General features: G+C 72.3%; 21 protein-coding genes and 1 pseudogene. 10 read left to right on the top strand and 12 right to left on the bottom strand.

Annotation, left to right across the window (positions count from 1 at the left end; translation table 11 throughout):
- Nucleotides 1-94: 94 nt before the first annotated feature.
- The 6 genes from FQY64_RS12325 (at nt 95) to FQY64_RS12300 (ending at nt 7,101) form a co-directional block, all read left to right on the top strand.
- On the top strand, nt 95-1,312 hold the full coding sequence (locus tag FQY64_RS12325) for a D-alanyl-D-alanine carboxypeptidase family protein (protein WP_146474661.1): 1,218 nt from the start codon (nt 95-97) through the stop codon (nt 1,310-1,312).
- Nucleotides 1,313-1,625: 313 nt separating this feature from the next.
- Nucleotides 1,626-2,579 carry a CsgG/HfaB family protein gene (locus tag FQY64_RS12320; protein WP_146474659.1) on the top strand — a complete coding sequence of 318 codons (954 nt, stop codon included), beginning with the start codon at nt 1,626-1,628 and terminating at the stop codon, nt 2,577-2,579.
- A 116-nt stretch (nt 2,580-2,695) separates the two neighbouring features.
- A complete protein-coding gene (locus tag FQY64_RS12315) occupies nt 2,696-2,971 on the top strand; it encodes a DUF493 family protein (protein WP_146474657.1) in 276 nt (91 codons plus the stop codon).
- Complete coding sequence (gene lipB, locus FQY64_RS12310; RefSeq protein WP_146474655.1) at nt 2,971-3,642, top strand: lipoyl(octanoyl) transferase LipB; 672 nt, start codon at nt 2,971-2,973, stop codon at nt 3,640-3,642. Before FQY64_RS12315 ends, lipB begins: the two co-directional genes overlap by 1 nt.
- A 77-nt stretch (nt 3,643-3,719) precedes the next feature.
- A complete protein-coding gene (lipA, locus tag FQY64_RS12305) occupies nt 3,720-4,724 on the top strand; it encodes a lipoyl synthase (protein ID WP_146474653.1) in 1,005 nt (334 codons plus the stop codon).
- 181 nt (nt 4,725-4,905) lie between these two features.
- A complete protein-coding gene (locus FQY64_RS12300) occupies nt 4,906-7,101 on the top strand; it encodes a carboxy terminal-processing peptidase (protein ID WP_146474651.1) in 2,196 nt (731 codons plus the stop codon).
- Between the two features lie 354 nt (nt 7,102-7,455).
- Here FQY64_RS12300 and FQY64_RS12295 read toward each other — a convergent pair whose 3' ends face one another.
- From FQY64_RS12295 to FQY64_RS12275, 5 genes are all read right to left on the bottom strand, one after another.
- Nucleotides 7,456-8,031: an Lrp/AsnC family transcriptional regulator gene (locus FQY64_RS12295; RefSeq protein ID WP_222431790.1), complete on the bottom strand. Its 576-nt coding sequence runs from the start codon at nt 8,029-8,031 to the stop codon at nt 7,456-7,458.
- Between the two features lie 52 nt (nt 8,032-8,083).
- On the bottom strand, nt 8,084-9,400 hold the full coding sequence (locus FQY64_RS12290) for an ABC transporter permease (RefSeq protein WP_146474649.1): 1,317 nt from the start codon (nt 9,398-9,400) through the stop codon (nt 8,084-8,086).
- 31 nt (nt 9,401-9,431) lie between these two features.
- Nucleotides 9,432-10,589 (bottom strand): ABC transporter permease, encoded by a 1,158-nt coding sequence (locus tag FQY64_RS12285; protein ID WP_146474647.1) that lies wholly within the window; start codon nt 10,587-10,589, stop codon nt 9,432-9,434.
- 51 nt (nt 10,590-10,640) lie between these two features.
- Nucleotides 10,641-11,333 (bottom strand): ABC transporter ATP-binding protein, encoded by a 693-nt coding sequence (locus FQY64_RS12280; protein ID WP_146474645.1) that lies wholly within the window; start codon nt 11,331-11,333, stop codon nt 10,641-10,643.
- 135 nt (nt 11,334-11,468) lie between these two features.
- Entirely contained in the window at nt 11,469-12,719 is a 1,251-nt protein-coding gene (locus FQY64_RS12275) for an efflux RND transporter periplasmic adaptor subunit (protein WP_146474643.1), read from the bottom strand.
- Nucleotides 12,720-12,909: 190 nt separating this feature from the next.
- Between FQY64_RS12275 and FQY64_RS12270 the strand changes: the two genes are divergently transcribed.
- From FQY64_RS12270 to FQY64_RS12255, 4 genes are all read left to right on the top strand, one after another.
- A complete protein-coding gene (locus tag FQY64_RS12270; protein WP_146474642.1) occupies nt 12,910-13,815 on the top strand; it encodes an ABC transporter ATP-binding protein in 906 nt (301 codons plus the stop codon).
- The gene (locus tag FQY64_RS12265; RefSeq protein ID WP_146474640.1) at nt 13,812-14,579 is read left to right on the top strand and encodes an ABC transporter permease; all 768 of its coding nucleotides are present in this window, start codon (nt 13,812-13,814) and stop codon (nt 14,577-14,579) included. Before FQY64_RS12270 ends, FQY64_RS12265 begins: the two co-directional genes overlap by 4 nt.
- Before the next feature lie 66 nt (nt 14,580-14,645).
- Nucleotides 14,646-15,800 carry a sensor histidine kinase gene (locus FQY64_RS12260; protein ID WP_308435014.1) on the top strand — a complete coding sequence of 385 codons (1,155 nt, stop codon included), beginning with the start codon at nt 14,646-14,648 and terminating at the stop codon, nt 15,798-15,800.
- 39 nt (nt 15,801-15,839) lie between these two features.
- Nucleotides 15,840-16,442, top strand: a complete 603-nt coding sequence (locus FQY64_RS12255) for a response regulator transcription factor (protein ID WP_146474636.1) — start codon at nt 15,840-15,842, stop codon at nt 16,440-16,442.
- 257 nt (nt 16,443-16,699) lie between these two features.
- Here FQY64_RS12255 and FQY64_RS12250 read toward each other — a convergent pair whose 3' ends face one another.
- The 7 genes and pseudogenes from FQY64_RS12250 to FQY64_RS12220 all read right to left on the bottom strand — a co-directional run.
- A complete protein-coding gene (locus FQY64_RS12250) occupies nt 16,700-18,073 on the bottom strand; it encodes a leucyl aminopeptidase family protein (protein ID WP_146474634.1) in 1,374 nt (457 codons plus the stop codon).
- Nucleotides 18,070-18,786 carry an HAD family hydrolase gene (locus FQY64_RS12245; RefSeq protein ID WP_146474632.1) on the bottom strand — a complete coding sequence of 239 codons (717 nt, stop codon included), beginning with the start codon at nt 18,784-18,786 and terminating at the stop codon, nt 18,070-18,072. Before FQY64_RS12245 ends, FQY64_RS12250 begins: the two co-directional genes overlap by 4 nt.
- A gap of 45 nt (nt 18,787-18,831) precedes the next feature.
- Nucleotides 18,832-19,620, bottom strand: a complete 789-nt coding sequence (locus FQY64_RS12240; protein WP_146474630.1) for a hypothetical protein — start codon at nt 19,618-19,620, stop codon at nt 18,832-18,834.
- A gap of 100 nt (nt 19,621-19,720) precedes the next feature.
- Nucleotides 19,721-20,827 carry an AI-2E family transporter gene (locus FQY64_RS12235; RefSeq protein ID WP_146474628.1) on the bottom strand — a complete coding sequence of 369 codons (1,107 nt, stop codon included), beginning with the start codon at nt 20,825-20,827 and terminating at the stop codon, nt 19,721-19,723.
- Nucleotides 20,824-21,276: a hypothetical protein gene (locus tag FQY64_RS12230; protein ID WP_146474626.1), complete on the bottom strand. Its 453-nt coding sequence runs from the start codon at nt 21,274-21,276 to the stop codon at nt 20,824-20,826. The genes FQY64_RS12235 and FQY64_RS12230 overlap by 4 nt, the downstream gene beginning before the upstream one ends.
- Nucleotides 21,254-21,838 carry a phage holin family protein gene (locus tag FQY64_RS12225; RefSeq protein WP_146474624.1) on the bottom strand — a complete coding sequence of 195 codons (585 nt, stop codon included), beginning with the start codon at nt 21,836-21,838 and terminating at the stop codon, nt 21,254-21,256. Before FQY64_RS12225 ends, FQY64_RS12230 begins: the two co-directional genes overlap by 23 nt.
- A gap of 4 nt (nt 21,839-21,842) precedes the next feature.
- Nucleotides 21,843-22,181, bottom strand: a pseudogene (locus tag FQY64_RS12220) (hypothetical protein); the annotation flags it as partial.
- Between the last annotated feature and the right edge of the window lie 412 nt (nt 22,182-22,593).

The following is a 22,593-nucleotide window of genomic DNA, read 5'->3' as shown; positions in this document are numbered from 1 at the left end:
CCGGAGCGCGGCCGGCCGGCACGGTCCACGGACGGGCTGCCAACGGTCCTTCCCTTTCCACCCGGCCGCGGCCGGACCCGGAGCAGTCTCAACGATGAAACCGCGCTTCCCCTTCGCCGTCCTCACCGCCGCCGCGCTGGCGGCGTCCACTCTCGGCCTGGCCTTCGCCCAGCAGGGCGTGCCGCCCGCGGCCCCGCCGGCGGCGGTCGCCTCCGGCGCGCTGCCGGTGCCGCCGGCGCCGAAGGTGGAAGGCACCGCCTGGGTGCTGATGGATTACGCCAGCGGCAACATCCTGGCCGGCCACAACATCGACCAGCGGGTCGAGCCGGCCAGCATCACCAAGGTGATGACCAGCTACGTGATCGCCGCGGAAATGGCCGCCGGCCGGCTCAAGCCGACCGATCCGGTGATGATGAGCGAGAACGCCTGGCGCAAGGGCGGCGCCGGCACCGACGGCAGTTACTCCGGGTTCGAGGTCAACAAGCCCGCGCCGCTGGAGCAGATGGAGAAGGCGATGGTGGTGCAGTCCGGCAACGACGCCGCCATCGCGCTGGCCGAACACGTCGCCGGCAGCGAGGAGGCGTTCGCCGCGCTGATGAACCAGTACGCCCGGCGGCTGGGCCTGAAGAACACGCAGTTCCGCAACGCCACCGGCCTCTCGGAGGAGGGGCATTACTCGACCGCGCGCGATCTGGCGTTGCTCGGCCGCGCCATGATCCGCGACTTCCCGAAGGCCTACGCCTACAACCGGATCAAGGAGTTCACGGTCGGCCCGATCACCCAGAACAACCGCAACCGCCTGCTGTGGCGCGATCCGTCGGTGGACGGCATCAAGACCGGCCACCATTCGAAGGCCGGCTACTGCCTGATGGCCTCGGCGCAGCGCGGCGACCAGCGCCTGATCTCGGTGGTGATGGGCTCCAGCTCCGACGACCAGCGCACCAACGACAGCCAGGCGCTGCTCAACTGGGGCTTCCGCTTCTTCGAGACCCACCGCCTGTACGACGCCGGCAAGACCATCGCCCGCCACGCGGTGTGGAAGGGCGCCGAGGACGAGGTGCAGCTCACCGTCGCCCAGCCGCTGCTGGTCACCGTGCCGCGCGGCCGCTACAAGGACCTGAAGCCGATGATGGACGTGCCGAAGACGCTGGTCGCGCCGATCCGCAAGGGCCAGGCGATCGGCACGGTGAAGGTGATGCTCGGCGGCAAGGTGATCGCGCAGCGCCCGCTGGTGGCCACCGGCGCGATCGAGGAGGCCGGCTTCTTCAAGCGCCTGTGGCACGACCTGCTGATGTGGTGGGAGTCGGTGTAAGCGGCGGGGGGCCTGGGAGCAGGGAGCCTCCTCCGTCGCCCCCGCCTCCTTCGACCCTTCGACGGGCTCAGGCCTCAGGATGACCGGGCCGTGGCCCACGGGCCGGGTGCCGAATGGATCCGGCTTGCGCCGGGATGACCAAGCGGGGGCGCCCACGCCCGGTGCGGACCTGCCATCGCTGCGGCACGGCGAGGCGCCGGGCGGTCGTCCACACCGCCTTCACAACCGCTATCCTGCGCGCGCCGCCCCGCATCGGGGCGGTCCGCTTGGACGCGGCCCCGCGCCGCACGACTTCCACCAAGGACCACTTTGCATGACAAGCAGGACTGTCTCCCTTCTGGCCACCGCCCTCGTCGTCGCGCTGGCCGCCGCTCCCGCCCACGCCCAGCGCAAGAGCGCGCAGCAGATGCGCGCCGAAAAGACCGCGCAGATTCCGACCTGCGCCAAGCCGCTGGGCACGATCTCGGTGATCGAGCCCGAGGACGCCACCGACTGGTGGACCGGCCAGCAGCTTCCGGCGCCGAGCAAGCTCATCAAGTACTTCGTGCAGCGCTCGCGCTGCTTCACCCTGCTCGACCGCGGCGCCGGCCTGGATGCGGCGATGCGCGAGCGCGCGCTGGCCGGCGACGGCCAGCTCCGCGGCCGCTCCAACATCGGCAAGGGCCAGATCAAGGCGGCCGACTACGTGATGGTGCCGGATCTGATCTCGGCCAACGCCGACTCCGGCGGCAACGCCATCGGCGGCCTGCTCGGCGGGCTGGTCGGCGGCAAGGCGGGCGCCCTCATCGGCGGCCTGAACTTCCGCAGCAAGACCGCCGACGTGCTGCTGACGGTGACCGACGTGCGCTCCTCCGAGCAGGTGGCGATGGCCGAGGGCCACGCCAAGAAGACCGACATCGGCTGGGGCGCGGGCGGCGGCCTGTTCGCGGGCGGCGGCCTCGGCGCGGCCGGCGCCGGCGGCTACGCCAACACCGAGATCGGCCAGGTGATCACGCTGGCCTACCTGCAGGCCTACACCGACGTCGTCACCCAGCTCGGCGGCCTGCCGGAGAACGCCAGCGCGGCCAACGCCACCCAGGCGGTCAGCGTGGCCAAGCCGGCGCGCCTGTTCGCCAACGCCAACGGCAGCGGCAAGGTGGTGCGCTCGCTGGACGTCGGCATGATGCTGTACCCGACCGGCAACAAGCAGGGCGTGATGTGGGAGGTCGAGGACGAGTTCGGCAACAAGGGCTGGGTGTCCTCCACCCTGCTGCAGATGTCGAAGTAGGCCGGCAGCGGGCGCGACGGAAAAGGGCGCGGGCGACCGCGCCCTTTTTCGTGGGCGGAACGCTGTCGCGCACGGTCCGGCTTGGGTTGGCCGCGGCGCGCCCCGATAATCCCGGCATGATCCGCTCCGACAACCCCGAGCACGGCTTCCAGTTCCCCGGCACGTTCGAGCTGTCCGCGATGGGCGCGGCCGATGCCGGCCTCGAGCGCGAGCTGCCGCAGCGGCTGCGGGCGGCCGGCATCGACGTGGTGGCCGGCAGCGTCAACACCCGCCATTCCAGCAACGGCCGCTACGTCTCGGTGCGCCTGAGCTTCCGCGCCGAGAGCCGTGCCCAGTACGAGCAGGCGCACCAGGTGCTGCGCGACCACCCCGAAGTGAAGTGGACGCTGTGATGCGGCCGGCGCTGCTGCGCGATCTCGGCCGCCGCGCCTACGAGCCGGTCTGGCGTGCGATGCAGGCGTTCACCGACGCGCGCGATGCCGACACCGCCGACGAGCTGTGGCTGGTCGAGCACGATCCGGTGTTCACCCTCGGCCAGGCCGGCAGGCCCGAGCACGTGCTGATGCCCGGCGATATCCCGGTGCTGCACGTCGACCGCGGCGGTCAGGTGACCTACCACGGCCCCGGCCAGATCGTCCTGTACCCGCTGCTCGACCTGCGCCGGCTCGGCATCGGCGTGCGCGAGTACGTCGAGCGGCTCGAGCAGGCCACGATCGACACCCTGGCCGAGTGGAACATCCACGGTGAGCGCCGCGAGGGCGCCCCGGGCGTGTACGTCGCCGGCGCCAAGGTGATGGCGCTGGGCATCCGCGTGCGGCGCGGCTGCACCTTCCACGGCCTGGCGTTCAACGTCGCCATGGACCTCGAACCGTTCCGGCGCATCAACCCCTGCGGCTACGCCGGGCTGCGGGTGACCTCGGTGCTAGACTTGGGCGGCCCGTCCGGGCTCGATGCGGTCAAGCCGGTGCTGGTGGCGCACGTCGCGCGCCAGTTCGGCCTCGATCCGCGACCGGCCGCGGCGCCCACGCTGGCCTCCCCAACGCTCGATTTGGCCACGGATTGACGCGGATACGCACGGATCAGGCAGGAGAGGAAGCTTCCATCCGCGCTCATCCGCGCACATCCGTGGCAAAGAACCCCATGACCGACACCGCCAGCAAGACCATCCCGCTCACCGTCGTCAGCGAGCCGGCCGGCACGCTGCAGCCCGGCGCCAAGCAGCTCGGCGGAGAGAAGATCGCGCGCTCGCCGGTGCAGTTCGCCGATGCGCCGGTGCTGCGCAAGCCGTCGTGGATCCGGGTGCGGCTGCCGACCAACAACGCGGTGCAGACGCTCAAGGCCAAGCTGCGCGAGAACCGGCTGGTGACGGTGTGCGAGGAGGCGAGCTGCCCGAACATCCATGAGTGCTTCGGCCACGGCACCGCCACGTTCATGATCCTCGGCGAGGTCTGCACGCGCCGCTGCTCGTTCTGCGACGTCGCCCACGGCCGGCCGAAGCCGCCCGATCCGGCCGAGCCGCTGAACCTGGCGCGCACGGTCGCCGACATGGGCCTGCGCTACGTGGTGGTGACCAGCGTCGACCGCGACGACCTGCGCGACGGCGGCGCCCAGCATTTCGTCGACTGCATCGCCGCGATCCGCGCGCACAGCCCGGGCACGAAGATCGAGATCCTCACGCCCGACTTCCGCGGTCGCGGCCGCATGGAACGCGCGCTGGAGATCCTGGCGGCCGATCCGCCGGACGTGTTCAACCACAACATCGAGACCGTGCCGGACCTGTACCCCAACGTGCGTCCGGGCGCCGACTACCAGTGGTCGCTCACCTTGCTGAAGAAGTTCAAGGCGCAGCATCCGACCATTCCGACCAAGTCCGGGATCATGCTCGGCCTGGGCGAGACGCTGGAGCAGGTGCAGGCGACCCTGCGCGACCTGCGCGCGCACGACGTCGACATGGTCACCATCGGCCAGTACCTGCAGCCCACGCCGCACCACCACCCGGTGCTGCGCTACTGGACGCCGGAGGAGTTCCGGCAGCTCGCCGACTACGGCCACGCGATCGGCTTCACCCACGTCGCCTCCGGCCCGCTGGTGCGTTCCTCCTACCACGCCGACCGCCAGGCCGCGGAAGCCGGATTCGCCGCCTGATTCCCCCGGCCCGTCGGCGCCGCGCCGAGGTCTCTGAACGCTTTCGCGACCGGCAACGGGCCATCCTGCCCGGGTGGGTGACACTGCCTGCAACTTCCGGCACTGTGGGGCGGTCTCAAGCCGCACCATGCTGATGCCGACTCCTTCGTCGAGGGGCGCCATGCCCCACCGGGCCGTTCCGATGAAACTGAAGACCTCACTGCTGGCGCTGCTGCTGGCCGCCCCGCTGGCCCTGCTGGCCCGCGACGACGCGGTCCGCGCCGACGCGCCGTCCGCCCAGGCGCTGCCGTCGGCGCCGACCGCCGACCAGTCCACCGCGGCCCGGCTGGTCCATGGTCTGCTGTCCGACAGCCAGTACGCCTATCGCCCGCGCGTGCTGGACGATGCGTTGTCGCAGGACGTCTACAGGCGCTATCTGGAAGCGCTGGATCCGTCCAAGCAGTTCTTCACCGCGGCCGACATCGCCCGCCTCGACGCCTACCGCACGCAGCTCGACGATGCGATCAAGAGCGGCGAGCTCGAGCCCGCCTACGCGATCTTCAGTCTGTTCAAGCAGCGCGTGGAAGAGCGCGTGGCGTTCGCGCGCGCGCTGCTGAAGCAGGACATCTTCACCTTCGACGGCGACGACCGCTTCGAGTACGACCGCGAGGACGCCCCGTGGGCCGCCGACGCCGCGGCGCTCGACGTGCTGTGGAAGCAGTCGGTGCGCAACGACTGGCTGCGCCTGAAGTTGGCCGGCAAGAAGGAGGAGGAGATCGCCAGGACGCTCGACAAGCGCTACGCGAATCTGGGTCGCAGCATCGCCGAGCTGAAGGGCGAGGACGTGTTCCAGACCTTCCTCAACAGCTACGCCAACGCCATCGACCCGCACACCGACTACCTGACGCCGCGTTCGGCCGACAACTTCAACATGTCGATGTCGCTGTCGCTGGAAGGCATCGGCGCGGTGCTACAGCGGCAGGACGACGTGGTGGCGATCCGCGAGATCGTGCCGGGCGGGCCGGCCAGCAAGACCGGCAAGCTGAAGCCGGGCGATCGCGTGGTGGCGGTCGGCCAGGGCGAGAACGGGCCGATGGAGGACGTGATCGGCTGGCGCATCGACGACGTGGTCGCCAAGATCCGCGGCGCCAAGGGCACCAAGGTGCGCCTGGACGTGATCCCGGCCGAGATGGGCCTGGACAGCAAGCCCACCCGCGTGGTGATCGTGCGCGACCGGGTGCGGCTGGAGGACCAGGCCGCGAAGTCGGAGATCCACACCATCCCCGGCACCGACGGCGAGCCGCCGCTGCGCATCGGCGTGATCAAGCTGCCGGGCTTCTACCAGGACTTCGAGGGCCGGCGGAAGAACAGCGCCGACTACGCCTCGGCCACGCGCGACGTCGCCCGGCTGCTGACGCGCTTGCGCGCCGAGAAGGTCGACGGCGTGGTGCTCGATCTGCGCAACAACGGCGGCGGCTCGCTCGCCGAGGCGATCGAGCTGACCGGCCTGTTCATCGACCGCGGCCCGGTGGTGCAGGTGCGCGAGTCGGGCGGACGCGTGGTGGTCAACGGCGACGACGACCCGGGCGTGGCCTGGGACGGGCCGCTCGCGGTGCTGATCAACCGCGGTTCGGCCTCCGCCTCGGAGATCTTCGCCGGCGCGATCCAGGATTACGGCCGTGGCCTGGTGATCGGCGAGACCTCGTTCGGCAAGGGCACGGTGCAGAACCTGGTCGATCTGGACCGCTGGCCGGCGAACGAGGATCCGCGCTTCGGCCAGGTCAAGCTGACCATCGCGCAGTTCTTCCGCGTCAGCGGCAGCTCGACGCAGAACAAGGGCGTGGAGCCGGACATCGCCTTCCCGGTCTCGGTGGACGCCAGCGAGTACGGCGAGAGCACGTTCGACAACGCGCTGCCGTGGACGCGCATCTCGCCGGTGCCGCACACGCGCTACGGCAACTTCGCGCCGCTGGTGCCCCGTCTGCAGTCGATGCACGCCAACCGCGTGGCGAACGACAAGGAATTCCAGTGGTGGAAGGAGGATGTCGCCGAGTTCCGCGCCGAGCGCGCGAAGAAGTGGGTGACCCTCAACGAGGCCGAGCGCCGCGCCGAGCGCGACCGCGACGACGCCAAGCGCAAGCAGCGCCAGGCCGAGCGCAAGGCGCTGGGGCTTGCGCTCGACCCGCTGGCGGAGGAGCTGTACGACGACGGGCTGGCCGCCAACGAGCGCGACATCGCCAAGGACGCCGAGCGCGAGAAGCTGGCCGAGAAGCGTCCCGACCCGCTGCTGCGCGAGTCCGCGGCGATCCTCGCCGACGCCATCCGCCTGCTGCACGCCGACCGCCAGTTGTCCGCGCAGGTGCTGCCGCGCGGCGAGGCCCGGCATTGGGCGCAATAGCGCCGCGCCCGCACGGCCCGTAGGAGCGGCCTCAGCCGCGACCGCCCCTCCACGTCGGTGGTGCGGTGACGCGATGGCGGGACAAGTCCCGCCCTACGCGTGGTCGTCGGTCGTGTGCGTCGACGCGATGGCGGGACAAGTCCCGCCCTACGTGTGGTCGTCGGTCGTGTGCGGCGACGCGATGGCGGGACAAGTCCCGCCCTACGCGTGGTCGTCGGTCGTGTGCGGCGATGCGAGGGCGGGACAAGTCCCGCCCTACGCGTGGTCGTCGGTCGTGTGCGGTGATGCGATGGCGGGACAAGTCCCGCCCTGCGCGGAGACCCCGTTGGCGTGGGATGACGGAGTGGCAGTCGGTCAGCGCCGCCGTCGCGGCGCGGCGCGGGTCGGAAGCTGCAGCCCCTGTTTGACCACCTCGAACACCATCCGCGTCTCGTAGCGCTTGATGTAGTCCTGGTCGCCGAACAGGCGGTCGGCGACCTCGCGGCAGTGCGCGACGTCGCGGGTGGCGAGCACCAGGAGGTAATCCCAGTCGCCGGCGAGCACGAAGCACTGCTGCACCTCCGTCGCGGCGCGGATGCGCGCGCGCAGCGCCGCGTGCAGTCGCGCCGATTCGCGCTCCAGTGCGACCACCACCACCGCCAGCGTGGCCGGGAAGTGAGCCGGGTCCAGCACGGCCACCTCGCGTAGCAGCCGCTGTGCGCGGTAGCGCTTGATGCGCCGCTGCACCGCGCTCGCCGACAGGCCCACCTTCTCGCCGAGTTCGGCGAGCGTCTGCCGCGCGTCGCGCTGCAGCAGATCCAGCAGGCGGTGGTCGAAGGCGAAGGCGCGCGCGCGGCCGGCGTCGCGCGCGGAGGGCGAGGCGGGCGAGCCGCCGGCGTGAGCCGGATGCCCGTGCGCCTCTGGCGCGCCTTCCTCAGGCGTCTCCGCCACCCCTCCCCAACCCTCCCCTCGCAGGGGAGGGGCTGTCTCCCGGCGTACAGGCTCAGGCCGCGCGCAGGGCTTCGGTGACCGGCAGCCGCGCCGCGCGCAGGGCGGGGAACAGGCCGCCGACCAGGCCGATGCCGAGCGCCCACTTCAGGCCCGTCCACACCAGTTCCGGGCCGACCTGGAACTGGAACACCACCTGGCTGAAGTTGCCGCTCAGGGTGGAGGCGGTGTAGCCGTTGAAGACCAGCCAGGCCAGCAGCGCGCCGATCAGGCCGCCGAGCAGCGCCAGCAGCATCGTCTCCAGCATCACCGCCACCACCACCGGCAGGCCGCGGAAACCGATCGCGCGCAGGGTCGCGATCTCGCGCGCACGCGCGGCGACCGCGGCGTACATCGTGTTGAGCGCGCCGAACACCGCGCCCACCGCCATGATCGCGCCGACCACCGTGCCGAGGATCTGGATCAGCCGGGTCAGGCCGGCCGACTGCTTGTTGTAGTAGTGCCGCGTCGTTTCCACGTCCAGTTTCAGGCGCGGGTCGGCCGCCATCGCCGCCTTCAGCCGCGCCAGCCCGCGCTTGCCGTCGAGCTTCACCGTCACCGACTGGAACGCGGTGCGCTGGTAGGTCGGGCCGAGCACCTCGGCATCCGCCCACAGCTCGGATTCGTGCGAGTCGCCGGACTCGAACACGCCCACCACCGTCCACGGCTGGTTGGCCAGTTCCAGCGTGCGGCCCACCTCGAGGCCGACGTACTGCTCGCGCGCGCCGCGGCCGACCACCAGCTCGCGCCGGCCCGGCTCGAACCGGCGGCCTTCGACGATCCGCACCTGCGGCCGCAGCTCCCACGCCATCGCGCCGACGCCGCGCAACTGCGCGTTGGCGTCGGTGCCGTCGGCGCGGGTGACCAGGCTCACCACCTGCGACAGTTCCGGCGACACCAGCGGGCGGCCGTCGCGGCTGCGCGCGATGCCGTCGAGCTGGCCGATCAGCGGCACCTGGTCGCGGGTGATCACCGAATTGGTCTCCGCCTGCGAACCGCCGCGCAGGATGATCGCGGTGGTCTCGTTGCCGGTGCGGTTGAGCGTGGCCTTGAAGCCTTCGCCCATCGCCAGCATCGCCACCAGTACGCCGACCACGCCGGCGATGCCGACCACGATCACGCTGGAGGCGCCCCAGCGCTGCGGCAGGCTCGACACGCCCACGCTCGCCACCGCCAGCGTCTGCTGGCCGCGGCGGCTGAGCAGCAGCCACGCCGCCAGCACCGCCGCCACCGCCAGCACGCCGAACCACGGCAGCGCGATCCACACCGCCAGCCCGGCGGCGAGCGCGAGCACGACGCCGAGGTTGGCCAGCCATCTCATGATCCGCTTCATCTCGGTTGTCCTCCGTGCGCGGTCGCGGCGCTCAGCGCCCGGCCAGCGCGGCGACGATGTTCAGACGCATCGCCCGCAGCGCGGGCAGCAGGCCGACGATCAGGCCGATGCCCAGCATCAGCGCGACGCCCATCGCCCAGGTCTCCGGCGGCACGGTGTCGAGCTGGATCATGCCGTTGGTGGACGCCGCGACGCCGGCGATCAGCACCGACGCGATACCGAGTCCGATGGCGCCGCCGATCACGATCAGCAGGGTCGATTCCGCAAGCACCAGCCACAGCACGCTGCGGTTGGAGAAGCCGATCGTCTTCAGTACCGCCAGCTCCGGAATGCGCTCGCGCACCGCCTGCGCCATCGTGTTGCCGGTCAGCAGCACCAGGGTGAAGAACACCGCCGCCATGATCGAGGTGACGATCATGCCGATGTCGGCGAACTGCTTGACGAAGGCCTGGTTGAACGCCTGCTCGGTCTGGGTCTTGGTCTCGTGGTCCGAGTTCTCGCTGAGCTTGTCGATCGCGCGCGCCACGCGGTCGGCCTGGTCCGGATCGGCGAGCTTGACCATCCACCAGCCGACGCGGTCCTTGACGAAGTCGTTGGACTCGTTGAAGTAGTCCCAGCGGAAGTACAGCGCGTTCTCCTCGCCGCGGCGCTTGGTGTCCTTGACGCGGTACAGGCCGACCAGCTTGAACTGCCAGTCGTTGCTGCCGCGGGTGGGGAAGATGGTCGCCTGCAGCGGGATGGTATCGCCGACCTTCCAGCCGTAGCGGCGTGCCAGCGCCTCGCCGACCACCGCTCCGTTGCGCGTGCTCTCGAACGCCCGCAGATGCGCCGGCGAGATTTCGTACTCCGGGTACAGCTCGAAGAAGCCGGGGCCGGTGGACATGTTGGGGAAGAAGTTGCGCTGGTCGCGGTAGATGCCGCCGAACCAGGCCATGCGCACCGCCTTCTCCACCCCGGGCACGCGCTCGATCTGGCTTTCCAGCCGCACCGGCAGCATCTGCGTGATCGACAGCCGCGAGGCGACCACCAGCCGGTCGTAGCCGGCCACGTTGGCGCTGGAATTGAAGGCGACGCGCACGGCATCGAGCATGCCGAACAGCAGGAACGCGGCCACCACCGACAGCAGCGTCAGCAGCGTGCGCGTCCTGCTGCGGAACAGCGCGGCCCAGATCAGGTGCAGGTACTTCATGTGACCTCCGGTGTGCGCCTTGCCGCCGCGCGGGAAGCGAACGCACGCGGCTCAGGCCGCGTGGCGCGTCTGTTCGACCAGATTGCCCTTGTCCAGATGCAGCGTGTGGCTGGCGTACTCGGCCGCCTTCGGATCGTGGGTGACCATCACGATCGTCTTGCCGTGCTGGCGGTTGAGCGTCTGCAGCAGCGACAGGATCTCCTCGGCCGAGGCGCGGTCGAGATCGCCGGTGGGCTCGTCGCAGATCAGCAGCGTGGGGTCGGAGACGATCGCGCGCGCGATCGCCACGCGCTGCTGCTGGCCGCCGGAGAGTTCCGCCGGGCGGTGCGACGCGCGGTCCTTCAGGCCGACCAGCTCCAGCGCGATCGCCGCGTTGCGCCGGCGCTGCGCGGCCGACAGCCGGGTGAGCAGCAGCGGCAGCTCGACGTTGCGCTGCGCGCTCAGCGTCGGCATCAGGTTGTAGAACTGGAACACGAAGCCGACGGTGCGGCTGCGCCACTGCGCGAGCTGGCCGGGCGACATGCGGTCGATGCGCTGGCCGTCGACCACGATCTCGCCGCGCGTGGGCGTATCCAGCCCGCCGATCAGGTTGAGCAGGGTCGACTTGCCCGAGCCGGAGGGGCCCATCAGGGCGACGAAGTCGCCGCGCTCGATGTCGAGGTCGAGGCCGTGCAGCACGTCGACCCGCTCCGGGCCGCGCTGGTAGGTCTTGTCGAGGTTGCGGATGCTGACGAGGGTGGACATGCCGGACTCCTGCCGTTGCCTGCGTGCTTCGCCCCGAACCGAATGCCGGCCGGCGGACGTCGGGTCGTCCGTCGGTCGTCCTGCACCCGCGCCGCGCGCGGGCCACCGCATGCAGCGCGGCGATGGCGCCTGCGCTCAGGCGCCGTCGTCTTCGCCCGCGTCGTCCGCGCGCACGCGCACCGGCGCGCCGTCGCGCAGCGACTGCGGCGGATCGAGCACCACCGCTTCGCCGCCGGCCAGGCCTTCCAGCACCTCGCGGTCCCCGCCGAGCGTGCGGCCGGGCTTCACCGCGCGCGCGCGGGCGGTTTCGTCCTCGACCACGAACGCGAGCGTGCGGCCGTCGCGCTCGACCAGCGCCGCCTCCGGCACCAGCACGCCGCGCGGCTGCGTCGCCTGCGCCGGCTCGGCCTTCTCCAGGAAGCTCACGCGCACGCCCATGTCGGGCACGATGCGCGGGTCCTTCGTCTTCAGCGCGATGCGCACCTTGACCGTGGCCTTGCCGCGGTCGGCGGCGGGGATGATCGCGATCACCTCGGCCGGAATCTTCCAGTCGGGATAGGCGTTGAGCGTGGCCTGCACCGGCATGCCGGGCTTGACCCGGCCGATGAAGGCTTCGCCGACGTCGACCTCGATCTCCAGCGAGTCCATGTCGACGATGGTGCCGATGCCGGTGCGGGTGAAGCCGCCGCCGGCCGAGAGTGGCGAGACGATCTCGCCCGGCTGCGCCGCCTTGGCCGTCACCACGCCCGCGAACGGCGCGCGCACCACGGTGTTGTCGACGCCGATCTCGGCGATGTGCAGGCGGTCGCCGGCGACGTCGGCGTTGCGCTGCGCGGTGGCGAGCTCGGCGCGCAGCGCATCGCGCGCGGCCACCGCCTCGTCGTACTGCGCGCGCGAGACCAGTTGCTGGCGCACCAGCGACGACAGCCGCCGCGCGTTCGCTTCCGCTTCCGCCAGCCGCGCGCGGACGCTCTCGACCTGGCTGCGCGCGGCGCCGGCCTGCGCGCGCGCCAGCTCGCGCTCGGCGTGGGCGTCGATCGGGTCGAGCGTGGCCATCACCTGGCCCGCGTCCACGCGCTGGCCTTCCTCGATCAGCACTTCGCGCACGCGGCCGGTGATCTTGGCCGACACCGTCGCCATCCGGCGCGCGACCACGTAGCCGGTGGCATCGAGCACCGACGCCGGCCCGCCGTTGCCGCCGATCGCCACCGCCTCGGCGGTGCGCACCTCGACCGCGCGCGCGCGGCCGAACAGCAGCCAGCCGGCGATCGCCGCCGTCACCAGCAGCACGACCGCCAGCACGATCCACGGCCAGCGGCGCGGCGCGGGCGGCGGCGCGTCGCGATCGATCCGGAGTTGTTCGAGCAGCGCGGCGGAGTTGTTCATCGCGTTCCATGACGACGGCGGGACGACCGCAGTGTGACAGCCCGGCCCGGCTGCGGCGACGGAACGGCAGGTTAGCGGCCGCCCGCGACCGCGTCACCTGATGATCGTCACCCGCTTCGCATGACGGACCCCACTGCCGCGGCGGAGCGCGCGGCGGCAGGGTGGCGGCCATCCGCCACGGAGCGCCGCCATGACCCTCGATGCCCTTCCCGATCCGCCGCTGGCCCGCCTGCGCGGCGTGCGCAAGCGCTACGGCGGGCGGGTCGCGCTGGACGGCGTCGACCTCGAGGTGCACGCGGGCGAGATGCTGGCGCTGCTCGGGCCCAACGGCGCGGGCAAGAGCACCGCGGTGCATCTGATGCTCGGCCTGCTGGCGGCGGACGAAGGCAGCGTCGAACTGCTCGGCCGTTCGCCGCAGCGCCTGGAAGCGCGCCGCGGCATCGGCGTGATGCTGCAGTCGGCCGGCATCCCCGACACCCTGCGCGTGCGCGAGCTGCTCGAACTCACCCGCAGCTACTACCCGCAGCCGCGCAGCATCGCCGACTGCGTGGCGCTGGCCGGGCTCGACGGCCTGCTCGAACGCCGCTACGGCCGGCTGTCCGGCGGCCAGCAGCGGCGCGTGCAGTTCGCGCTGGCGGTATGCGGCCTCCCGCGCGTGCTGTTCCTCGACGAGCCGACCACCGGGCTCGACATCGACGCGCGCCAGCGGTTGTGGCGTGCGATCCGCGAGCTGGTCGCCGACGGCGCCGGCGTGGTGCTCACCACGCACTACCTGGAAGAAGCCGAGGCGCTCGCCGATCGCGTGGTGGTGCTGACGGGCGGTCGCGTGGTCGCCGAAGGCAGCGTGGCGCGGATCCGCGCGCGGGTGGCGCGCCGCCGCGTGCGCTGCGTCACCGCGCTCGCGCCGGAGCGGCTGGCTGCCTGGCCGCACGTGCTGGAGGCACGCGCCGAGCACGGCCGCGTCGAGCTGGTGTGCGAGAACGCCGAGCCGGTGGTGCGCCGCCTGCTCGACGCCGATCCGGCCCTGCACGAGCTGGAAGTGTTGCGCGGCGGGCTCGCCGACGCCTTCATCGACATCACCCGGGAGGCCGCATGAACACGCCAGTCCTCGATACCGTGCCGTCTGCCTGGCGCAGCTACCGGCTGGAGGCGCGCAACGAGTTCCTGCGCCTGCTGCGTTCGCCCTCGTTCGCGCTGCCGACGCTGCTGTTCCCGCCGCTGTTCTACCTGCTGTTCGCGGTGGTGCTGAACCGCCGCGGCGGGCCGGAGATCGCCGCGTATCTGATGGCGTCCTACGGCGTGTTCGGGGTGATGGCGCCGGGGCTGTTCGGCTTCGGCGTCGGCATCGCGCTCGACCGCGAGCGCGGCTTCCTCGCGCTCAAGCGCGCGCTGCCGGCGCCGCCGGGCGCGATCGTGCTGTCGCGGATGGCGATGGCGATGCTGTTCGCCGCGGTGATCGCGCTGGTGCTGATGGCGATGGGGGCGACGCTCGCCGGCGTCGCGCTCGATCCGCGGCAGGCGCTGCTGCTGTTCGTGGTCGACGTGCTCGGCGTGCTGCCGTTCTGTGCGCTGGGGCTGTTCGTCGGTTCGCTGGTCGGCGGCCAGGGCGCGCCGGCGGTGGTCAACCTGATCTACCTGCCGATGGCGTTCCTGTCGGGCCTGTGGATTCCGTTGAAGCTGCTGCCGGGCGCGATCGCCACGGTCGCGCCGCTGTGGCCGTCGTACCACCTCGCGCAGATCGCCGCGGCCGTGGTCGGCGCGCCGCACGACGGCCGGCTGTGGCTCAACGTCGCCGCGCTGGCCGGCTTCACGCTGGTGTTCTTCCTGCTGGCGCGCCGCCGCCTCGCGCGCGCGGGCTGAGCGCGGCATGATGGCCGCATCGAGCGCCACGAGGGCCGCATGACGCGCCGCAGGTTCTCCCGGTCCGTGCCCCGCTGGCTGCGGCCGCAGCCGGATTCGCCCGTGGCGCGGCTGATCGGCGAGGGCAAGTCGCCGTGGTCGGACGCCGTGCACGTGCTGTGGTCGGCGTGGGTGTTCCTCACTCCGGTGTTCTCGCCGCACGGCTACGACGCGCGCTGGTGGACGCTCACCCTCGTCTCCTACCCGCTGTTCCTGCTGCTGTATGCGCTGACGCTGCTCGCCTCGCCGCGGCGCGCGCCGGTCTACGCGCTCGGCATGGCGGCGCTGTGCCTGGCCACGCTGCCGTGGTATCCGGCCGGGATGAGCTATTTCGTGTTCGGCTGCGTGATGCTGAGCGCGCGCGGCGCGCGCCCGTTCCTGCGGCTGCTCGCCGAACTGGGCGCGCTCAACGCGGTGTTCGTCGGCTGGGGGCTGTGGCTCGGCTATCCGTGGCAGGCGGTCGTGTGGATGCCGCTGGTGACGCTGATCGTCGGCGCGGTGGTGCATGTGGACTGCCTCAACAAGGCGCGCGACGCCGCGCTGCGGTTGTCGCAGGAGGAGGTGCGCAGGCTGGCCGCGCTGGCCGAGCGCGAGCGCATCGGTCGCGATCTGCACGATCTGCTCGGGCACACGCTGTCGCTGGTGGCATTGAAGGCCGAGCTGGCCCGCCGTCTGGTCGAGCGCGACCCCGCTGGCGCACGGCGCGAGCTCGACGATGTCGTCCGCGTCGCGCGCGAGGCGCTGACCCAGGTCCGTAGCGCGGTGACCGGCATCCGCGCCGCCGGCCTTGCCGCCGAGCTGGCGTCGGCGCGTCTGCTGCTGGAGGCCGACCAGGTCCAGTTTCGCTATGCGCTCGCGCCGGTGACGCTGCCGCCGGAGCTGGAGAGCGCGTTGGCGCTGACCGTGCGCGAAGCGGTCACCAACATCCAGCGCCACGCGCGCGCCGGCCATGTCGACATCGTCCTGGACGCCTCGCGCCACGACGTGGTGCTGACGGTGAGCGACGACGGACGCGGCGGCGCGATCGTGCCCGGCAACGGCCTGTGCGGCATGCGCGAGCGGATCGAGGCGCTGGGCGGCCGGCTGCGGATCGATTCCGAACGCGGCCGCGGCACCCGCGTCGAGGCGCGCCTGCCGCTGCCCGCGCCGGCGCGCGCCACCGCCGAGCCCGCCGCCGCCTGAGCGCGTCTGCTACCGTGCCCGCGATTGCGGGAGGAGCCGATGATCCGGGTGCTGCTGGCCGAGGACCAGGCGATGGTGCGCGGCGCGCTGGCCGCGCTGCTGAATCTGGAAAGCGACATCGAGGTGGTCGGCGCCGCCGCCGACGGCGAAGCGGCCTGGCGCGAGCTGCAGCGGCTGCAGCCCGACGTGCTGGTGACCGACATCGAGATGCCCGGCCTCACCGGGCTCGAGCTCGCGCAGCGCGTCCACCGTCACGGCCTGCCGGTGCGGGTGGTGATCGCCACCACCTTCGCCCGCGCCGGCTTCCTGCGCCGCGCGCTCGATGCCGGAGTGGCGGGCTACGTGCTCAAGGACGCCCCGCCCGAACAGCTCGCCGGCGCGATCCGCCAGGTGCACCGCGGCGGCCGCGCGATCGATCCGCACCTCGCGCTCGATGCCTGGAGCGAGGCCGATCCGCTCAACGACCGCGAACGCCAGGTGCTGCGTCTGGCCGGCGAAGGCATGAGCGCCGGCGACATCGCCGCGCGCCTGAACCTGTCCGCAGGCACCGTGCGTAATTACCTGTCCGATGCGATCGGCAAACTCGGCGCCTCCAACCGCGTCGAGGCCTACCGGCTGGCGCGGCAGAAGGGCTGGCTGTGATGGCCGCGCGGTAACGCAGGATTGAGGGGCGCCGATTCGAGCGCCACGATTCGCGCGATGGCGGGACAAGTCCCGCCCTACGTCTTCGCTTCAGCCGCGACCACGAGACACGGCATGCGGTTTTCGATGTCACCGCCGCGGCTCGCGATGGCGGGACAAGTCCCGGCCTACGTCTTCGCTTCAGCCGCGACCACGAGACACGGCATGCGGTTTCCGATGTCACCGCCGCGGCTCGCGATGGCGGGACGAGTCCCGCCCTACGCGGTGGCGCGGCGCTTGAGAAGCTCGAACGCGGCGCGCAGCCCCTGCGCCTCGCCGCCGGCCGGGCGGCCGGGGCGGTCGCTGTCGTTCCAGGCGTAGACGTCCAGATGCGCCCACGGCAGACCGGCGGGCACGAAGCGTTCGAGGTACAGCGCGGCGGTGATGCTGCCGGCCATCTTCGACGGGCCGCCGTTGGCGATGTCGGCGATGCCGCTGGTGAGGTAGCGCCAGTACGGCCGCCACAGCGGCATGCGCCAGAGCGGATCGCGCGTGCGCTCGGCGGCGGCCAGCCAGTCGGCGGCGAGCGTCTCGTCGTTGGCGTACAGCGCCGGCAGGTCCGGGCCGAGCGCGATCCGCGCGGCGCCGGTGAGGGTGGCGAAGTCCAGCACGAACGCCGGCCGCTGCTCGCCCGCGTAGGCGAGCGCATCGCAGAGGATCACGCGACCCTCGGCATCGGTGTTGTCGATCTCCACACCGATGCCGGCGCGGGTGGCGATCACTTCGCCGGGACGGAACGCATTCGGACCGATCGCGTTCTCCACCGCCGGCACCAGCACGGTGAGCCGCAGCGGCAGCCGGCGCGCCATCACCAGTTCCGCCAGCGCAAGCGCGTGCGCCGCGCCGCCCATGTCCTTCTTCATGTTGCGCATGCCGTCGGCCGGCTTGATGTCGAGCCCGCCGGTGTCGAAGCACACGCCCTTGCCGACCAGCGCCACGTGCGGATGCGACGCCTCGCCCCAGTGCAGCGCGATCAGCCGCGGCGCGCGATGCGAGGCGCGACCGACCGCATGGATCGCCGGGAAGTTCCTCGCCAGCAGGTCGTCGCCGGCGATCACCTCGATGCGTGCACCGTGCGCGGTGGCGATCTCCTGCGCCACCGCTTCCAGCTCCGCCGGCCCCATGTGCTCGGTCGGCGTGTTGACCAGATCGCGCACGCGCGTGCAGGCGGCCAGCAGCGCGAACGCCTCGGCATCGCCTTCCTCCACCACCAGCCGCGCCGGCGCGCGCGGCGGCGTGCGGTAGCGTGCGAAGCGGTAGCTGCCCAAGCCCCAGCCCAGCTCGAGCGCCGCGCGCGCGGCCGGCTCCAGCGGGCCGGCCGCGTGCCATGCCAGCGGCGGCAGCGCCAACGGCGCATGCGCGTAGGCGAACGGATCGAGCGCATCGCCGATGCCGATCGCCGCCCCCGCCGGGCCGCGCTCGCCGGGCAGCGGCAGCGCGCTGCCGGGCGCGGCGTCGAAGCCGTGCGCGTCCAGCCACGCCTGCACCGCGGCCGGCTGCGCCGCGCGCCAGGCGGGGAAGGTGGTGCGATCGAGCAGGTACAGCGGCAGCGCGCCGTCGCGCGCGGCGGTGAATCCGGCAGGCAGGGTCATGCGGTCTTCGCGTGCGGGAGGAGATGCGCGTCCAGCCAGTCCGCCAGCGCGGCCAGGCTGTGGAATTCGAGGTCGGGGCGCGGCTGCTCGTGCGGCCAGGCGCGCCGTTCGCGGTTGAGCCACACGCTGCGCAGGCCGGCGCGGTGCGCGCCGAGCACGTCCATCTCGACGTCGTCGCCGACGTGCAGGACCTCGTGCGGCGCGCAGTCCAGCCGCGCGCAGGCGGCGTGGAAGATGCTGGCATCGGGCTTGGCGCGGCCGTGCTCGCGCGCGCCGAGCTGGAACCGGAACAGCGGCATCAGCCCGATCCGCGTCAGGCAGGCGTTGCCGTTGGACAGCGCGGCCAGCGGCACGCGCGCGCTCAGGCGCTCGAGCGCCTCGACGGTGTCCTCGTAGTGCTCGACCTCGCAGCGCGCGGCGAAGAACGTCTCGAACGCCTCCTCGACCAGCGCCACGTCCTCGTCGGCCTCGCGCAGCAGCCGCTCCAACGCGATCCGCCGCTGCGCGGTGTAGTCGTGCGACAGCTCGGGGAACTCGGCCGCGACCGCGTCGCGCAGCGCGCGCATGCTCTCGATCGTGTGCCGTTCCAGCACCCCCGGCGCGCGGCGCGCGAACCAGTCGTGCAGCGCGCGCTCGGCGCGCGCGATCACCGGCGCGATCGGCCACAGCGTATCGTCGAGATCGAGGGTGATGGCGCGGATGGGAGCAGGCACCCGGCAAGTCTACCTTCGCCGGTGAAGTGCTGCGCCTTCGCGGACTCACTGTTCCGGAGGTGAAAGCGGCGCCAGTCTTGTTGCGCATCGCGCGCGCAGCTCGTCCGCGCGCGGCGAATCCGTCGGCAGTCGGCCTTCGTGCAAAAGGGGGAAGACCGCGCGCCGGACGTCGTAGGCGACGCGGGAGGAGCGCTCGCCCGCTTCGCCCGCATTGGCCACCGGGGTGCCGGGCAGCCCGCGTTCGCGCAGCTCGCCGAGCACGTCGAGTTGTGCGCACAGCCCGGCGTAGTAGGCGGCTTCCTCCTCGTCGGGCAGCGCATGTCCAGTGCGCAGCGCGCGCAGGTGGACCGCTTCGTGCGCGAACACGTCGACGAGGTTCGCGTGCGTCCAGGACGCGTCCGGCGACCACGGGACCGCGAAGCCGAGCGTGAGACGGGTGAACGGCGCCAGGCTCGAACGCCGCCAGGCGTAGGACGCGCTTGCCGGGACCAGCACCGCCTCGTAGCGCACTTGTGTCAATCCGATCTCGCGGGCGACGTGGTCGGCCGTCGAGGTGAGCAGCGCGCAGGCGCGCGCGCGTTCGTGCGCGGCCAGTGCCCGGGGGTCGTAACGGATCGAGATTTCGGCCGTCTCCGCTTGCTTGCAGCGCATGCGCGCCAATCGCACGCGTTGCGGGGTGCCGGGCACGTAGCTCTCGGCGATCAACCGGGTCATGCCGAGCGCTTTCCATCCCCCAAGCGCCACGACGCCGTTCGCCGGCGCCTGTTCGCGCATTCCCGCCGTCATGACCGAAGAACAGCCGTTTGCCCCCACGAGCGCCAGGGCGACGAACACGCCGCCCAGCCCGCGCGGCCTGCGCCGGGCGCCGCTACCCGCTGCGTCCTTCGCCATCCTGTCGTCCTGGTGTCTGCCCCGCCACGCTGCCGCTGACGGCTCACTCCAGCAACCGCGCCCACCCGCCCATGCCGTCGAGGCGGGCGAGCACCAGCTTCACGCACACCAGCAGCGGCACCGCCAGCAGCAGGCCGATGATGCCCCACAGCCAGCCGAACACCATCAGCGCGAGGATCAGCACCAGCGGCGAGAGCGCCATCCGCCGGCCGAGCACGATCGGCGTGATGATCTGGCCTTCCAGCGTGTGCAGGACGAGGTAGATCGTCGCCGGCAGCAACGCGCGCCAGAGTTCGTCGTAGGCCAGCAGGCCCATCCCCAGCATCGCCAGGATGCCGATCAGCGGGCCGACGTACGGCGCGAAGTTGAGCAGCGCCACCATCGTGCCCCACAGCAGCGCCTCCTGCAGCGGCACGTCGAGCAGATACAGCGCCAGCGCGAACGCCATCCCCAGCAGCGCGTTGATCACGCTGATGGTGAGCACGTAGCGCGAGATCTCGCGCTCGATCGACTGCAGGATCTCGACCGTCAGTTTCTGCTGCTGGCGGCTGGGCAGCAGTTGCAGCGCGTGCCGCTGCAGGTGCGCGCCGTAGACCATGAAGAAGAACGTCAGCAGGATCACGGCCAGCACCGACGCCACCACCTTCGGCGTGGTCAGCAGCCAGCGGTAGGGATCGCTGGGCGCGCTCACCACCTGCACGCGCTGGTTCTGCTGGCCGCCGGCCACGCGGGCGATGTTCTGCGCGGCGCGGTTGGCCTCCTGCACCGGGCGGGTGAGGTCGCGCAGCTTGGGCGCGATCTGCCGCACCTGCTGCGGCATCTGCCGCACGAACTCGCCGGCCGGTTCGACGAGCTGGTTGCCCAGCGCCGCCGCGCCGGCCAGTCCGCCCACCACCACCAGCAGCGCGGCGACGAACCGCGGCAGCCACAGCCGCTGCAGCATGCGGATGATCGGGTTGCCCACCAGCGCGAAGAACATCGCCAGCAGGATCGGCAGGATCAGCGATTGCGCCGCCCACAGCGTGAAAGCGAGCGCCAGCACCGCCAGCAGCACCACCGAGGCCGGCGCGCGCGGGCGGGGCGGCGGGGGACGCGGGGCGGGTGCAGCGTCCGGCGATGTCGGATCGAACGGCCCGGGCGTCGCGCTCACGTGCCGACGGCCTCGGCCACGCGCTGCGTCGCCTCGTCCGTCGGCGGGGGCGGCGCGGGCGGGGCGCCCGCGCCGGCGGTGCGAAGGGCGACCTCTTCCGCCTGGTCGGCCGCGGCCTGCGCCTGGCCGCCGGCGAACAGGCCCGCCACCGCGGAGACGAGATTGAGGATCTGCGTCGCCCCGCCCAGCTTGCCGGCGGCGCCCAGCGGCCGCGTCAGGCCGACCGCGAAGCCGGTGACCAGGCCCGCCGCGACGATCCGCGGCGCGGTCCAGGTGGCGCGCCAGGAGCGCCGGAGCTGGCGCCAGTCGGCGGCCACCTGGCGTTCGCTGGCCTCGAGCGCATCCTCGGCCTGCTGCACCTTCGCGATCATGTGCCTGAAGCTGAGCGCGCGCGGATGCAGCTTGCCGGCGACGGAGGCGGGATCCTCAGGGCGGAGTGAGTTCGACACCGTGTTCGTCCTTCAGCGGTCGGCCTTCGGGCGTTTCCGGCGATTGCACGGCGGTGCGCGTGGGCGCCGGCGAGCCCGGGGCGGGCGTGAAGTCTGCCAGTTCGCCGAAGCCCAGGCGCGCCAGTTGCCGGCGGGTGGCCTTCATGCGGGTCAGGTCGAAGTAGTACACCGCGCGCCAGGCGCCGAACGCGGCCAGCGCCAGACTCACCAGCGCGCAGGCGAGGAACGCGAGCCACCACGGCCAGCCGGCGCCGCGGCTGAGCAGCACGATCACCAGCGCCATCAGCAGCATCCAGGCGGTGCCGCCGAAGATCACCGCCATCGCCGAGAACGCCGCCGCGCGTCCGGCCGCGTTGCGCGCCAGCGAGACGTCGGCGGCGACCAGCGTGCGGAACGCCTTGACCGCGTCCCACGTGGCGCCGGCGCCGGCGCGGCCGGTGTCGGCGATCTGGCGCAGCGCCTCCAGCAGGTCCGGCGGCGGGAGATCGCGGGGCGGTTCGGCGTTCGCCTCGCGATCGCCCTCCGGCTCGGGCGAAGGACCGGGGCCGCGCGGCTCGCTCATCGGCTCAGCGGTCGCTGCCGCCGCGCGCCAGCTTCGCGATCAGCCAGCCGGCCGCGAACGCCACGCCGAACGAGGCCAGCGGACGCTGGCGGATCATCTCGGCAGCGGTGTCCATCAGATCGCGGCCCTTCTCCATCAGCTGGTCCATCTGCTCGCGCGCGGCGAGCGCGGCCTGTTCGGCGGCGGTGATGCCTTCCAGCGCGCCGTCGGCCAGATCGGCCTTGACCTGCTTGCCGCCGATGCGCAGTTCCTCGCCGGCGGCGGTGGCGGCGCCCTTCAGCGTCGAGCCGGCGTCGCGCGCGGCCTGCTTGAGGTGGCTGCCGGCCTGGCCGAGGTGCGCGCGGGTCGCGCCCGGGGTGTGGGTCGCGGTGGTGCCCGTAGCCGTCGTGCCGCTACCGGTGCCGGTGCCCTGCAGATCCTCCATCGAGGCCGCTCCGCCGGTGGAGCCTGCGGCGCTGCTGCGGCCGGCGGAGCCGTCGTTGCCGAGCGAAGCGGACAGGTTGTTGCTGCCGCTCGGGGTGACCGAGCCGTTGGTGTTTTCCGGAGTGGGGCTCATCGCGCTGTCTCCTGTCGAAGTCATTGCATCGGCAGCATCCCGCGGGTGCTGCCGCGGCGTACCTGCAGGACCAACTGTGCAGGCGTGCGCGTGAAGCTGGCGCGGAAGCCCGACAGGTCGGCGACGGCCGCGCGGTTGACGCCCTCCACCACGTCGCCCTCGCGCAGGCCGTTGGCGGCGGCGCGGCTGCCGCGCGCGA

Source organism: Vulcaniibacterium thermophilum (assembly GCF_007923255.1).
GTDB classification, from domain to species: Bacteria; Pseudomonadota; Gammaproteobacteria; order Xanthomonadales; family Xanthomonadaceae; genus Lysobacter_F; species Lysobacter_F thermophilum.
The sequence above is the reverse complement of the archived record's forward strand: the minus strand, read 5'-3'. Positions and strand labels throughout refer to the sequence as shown.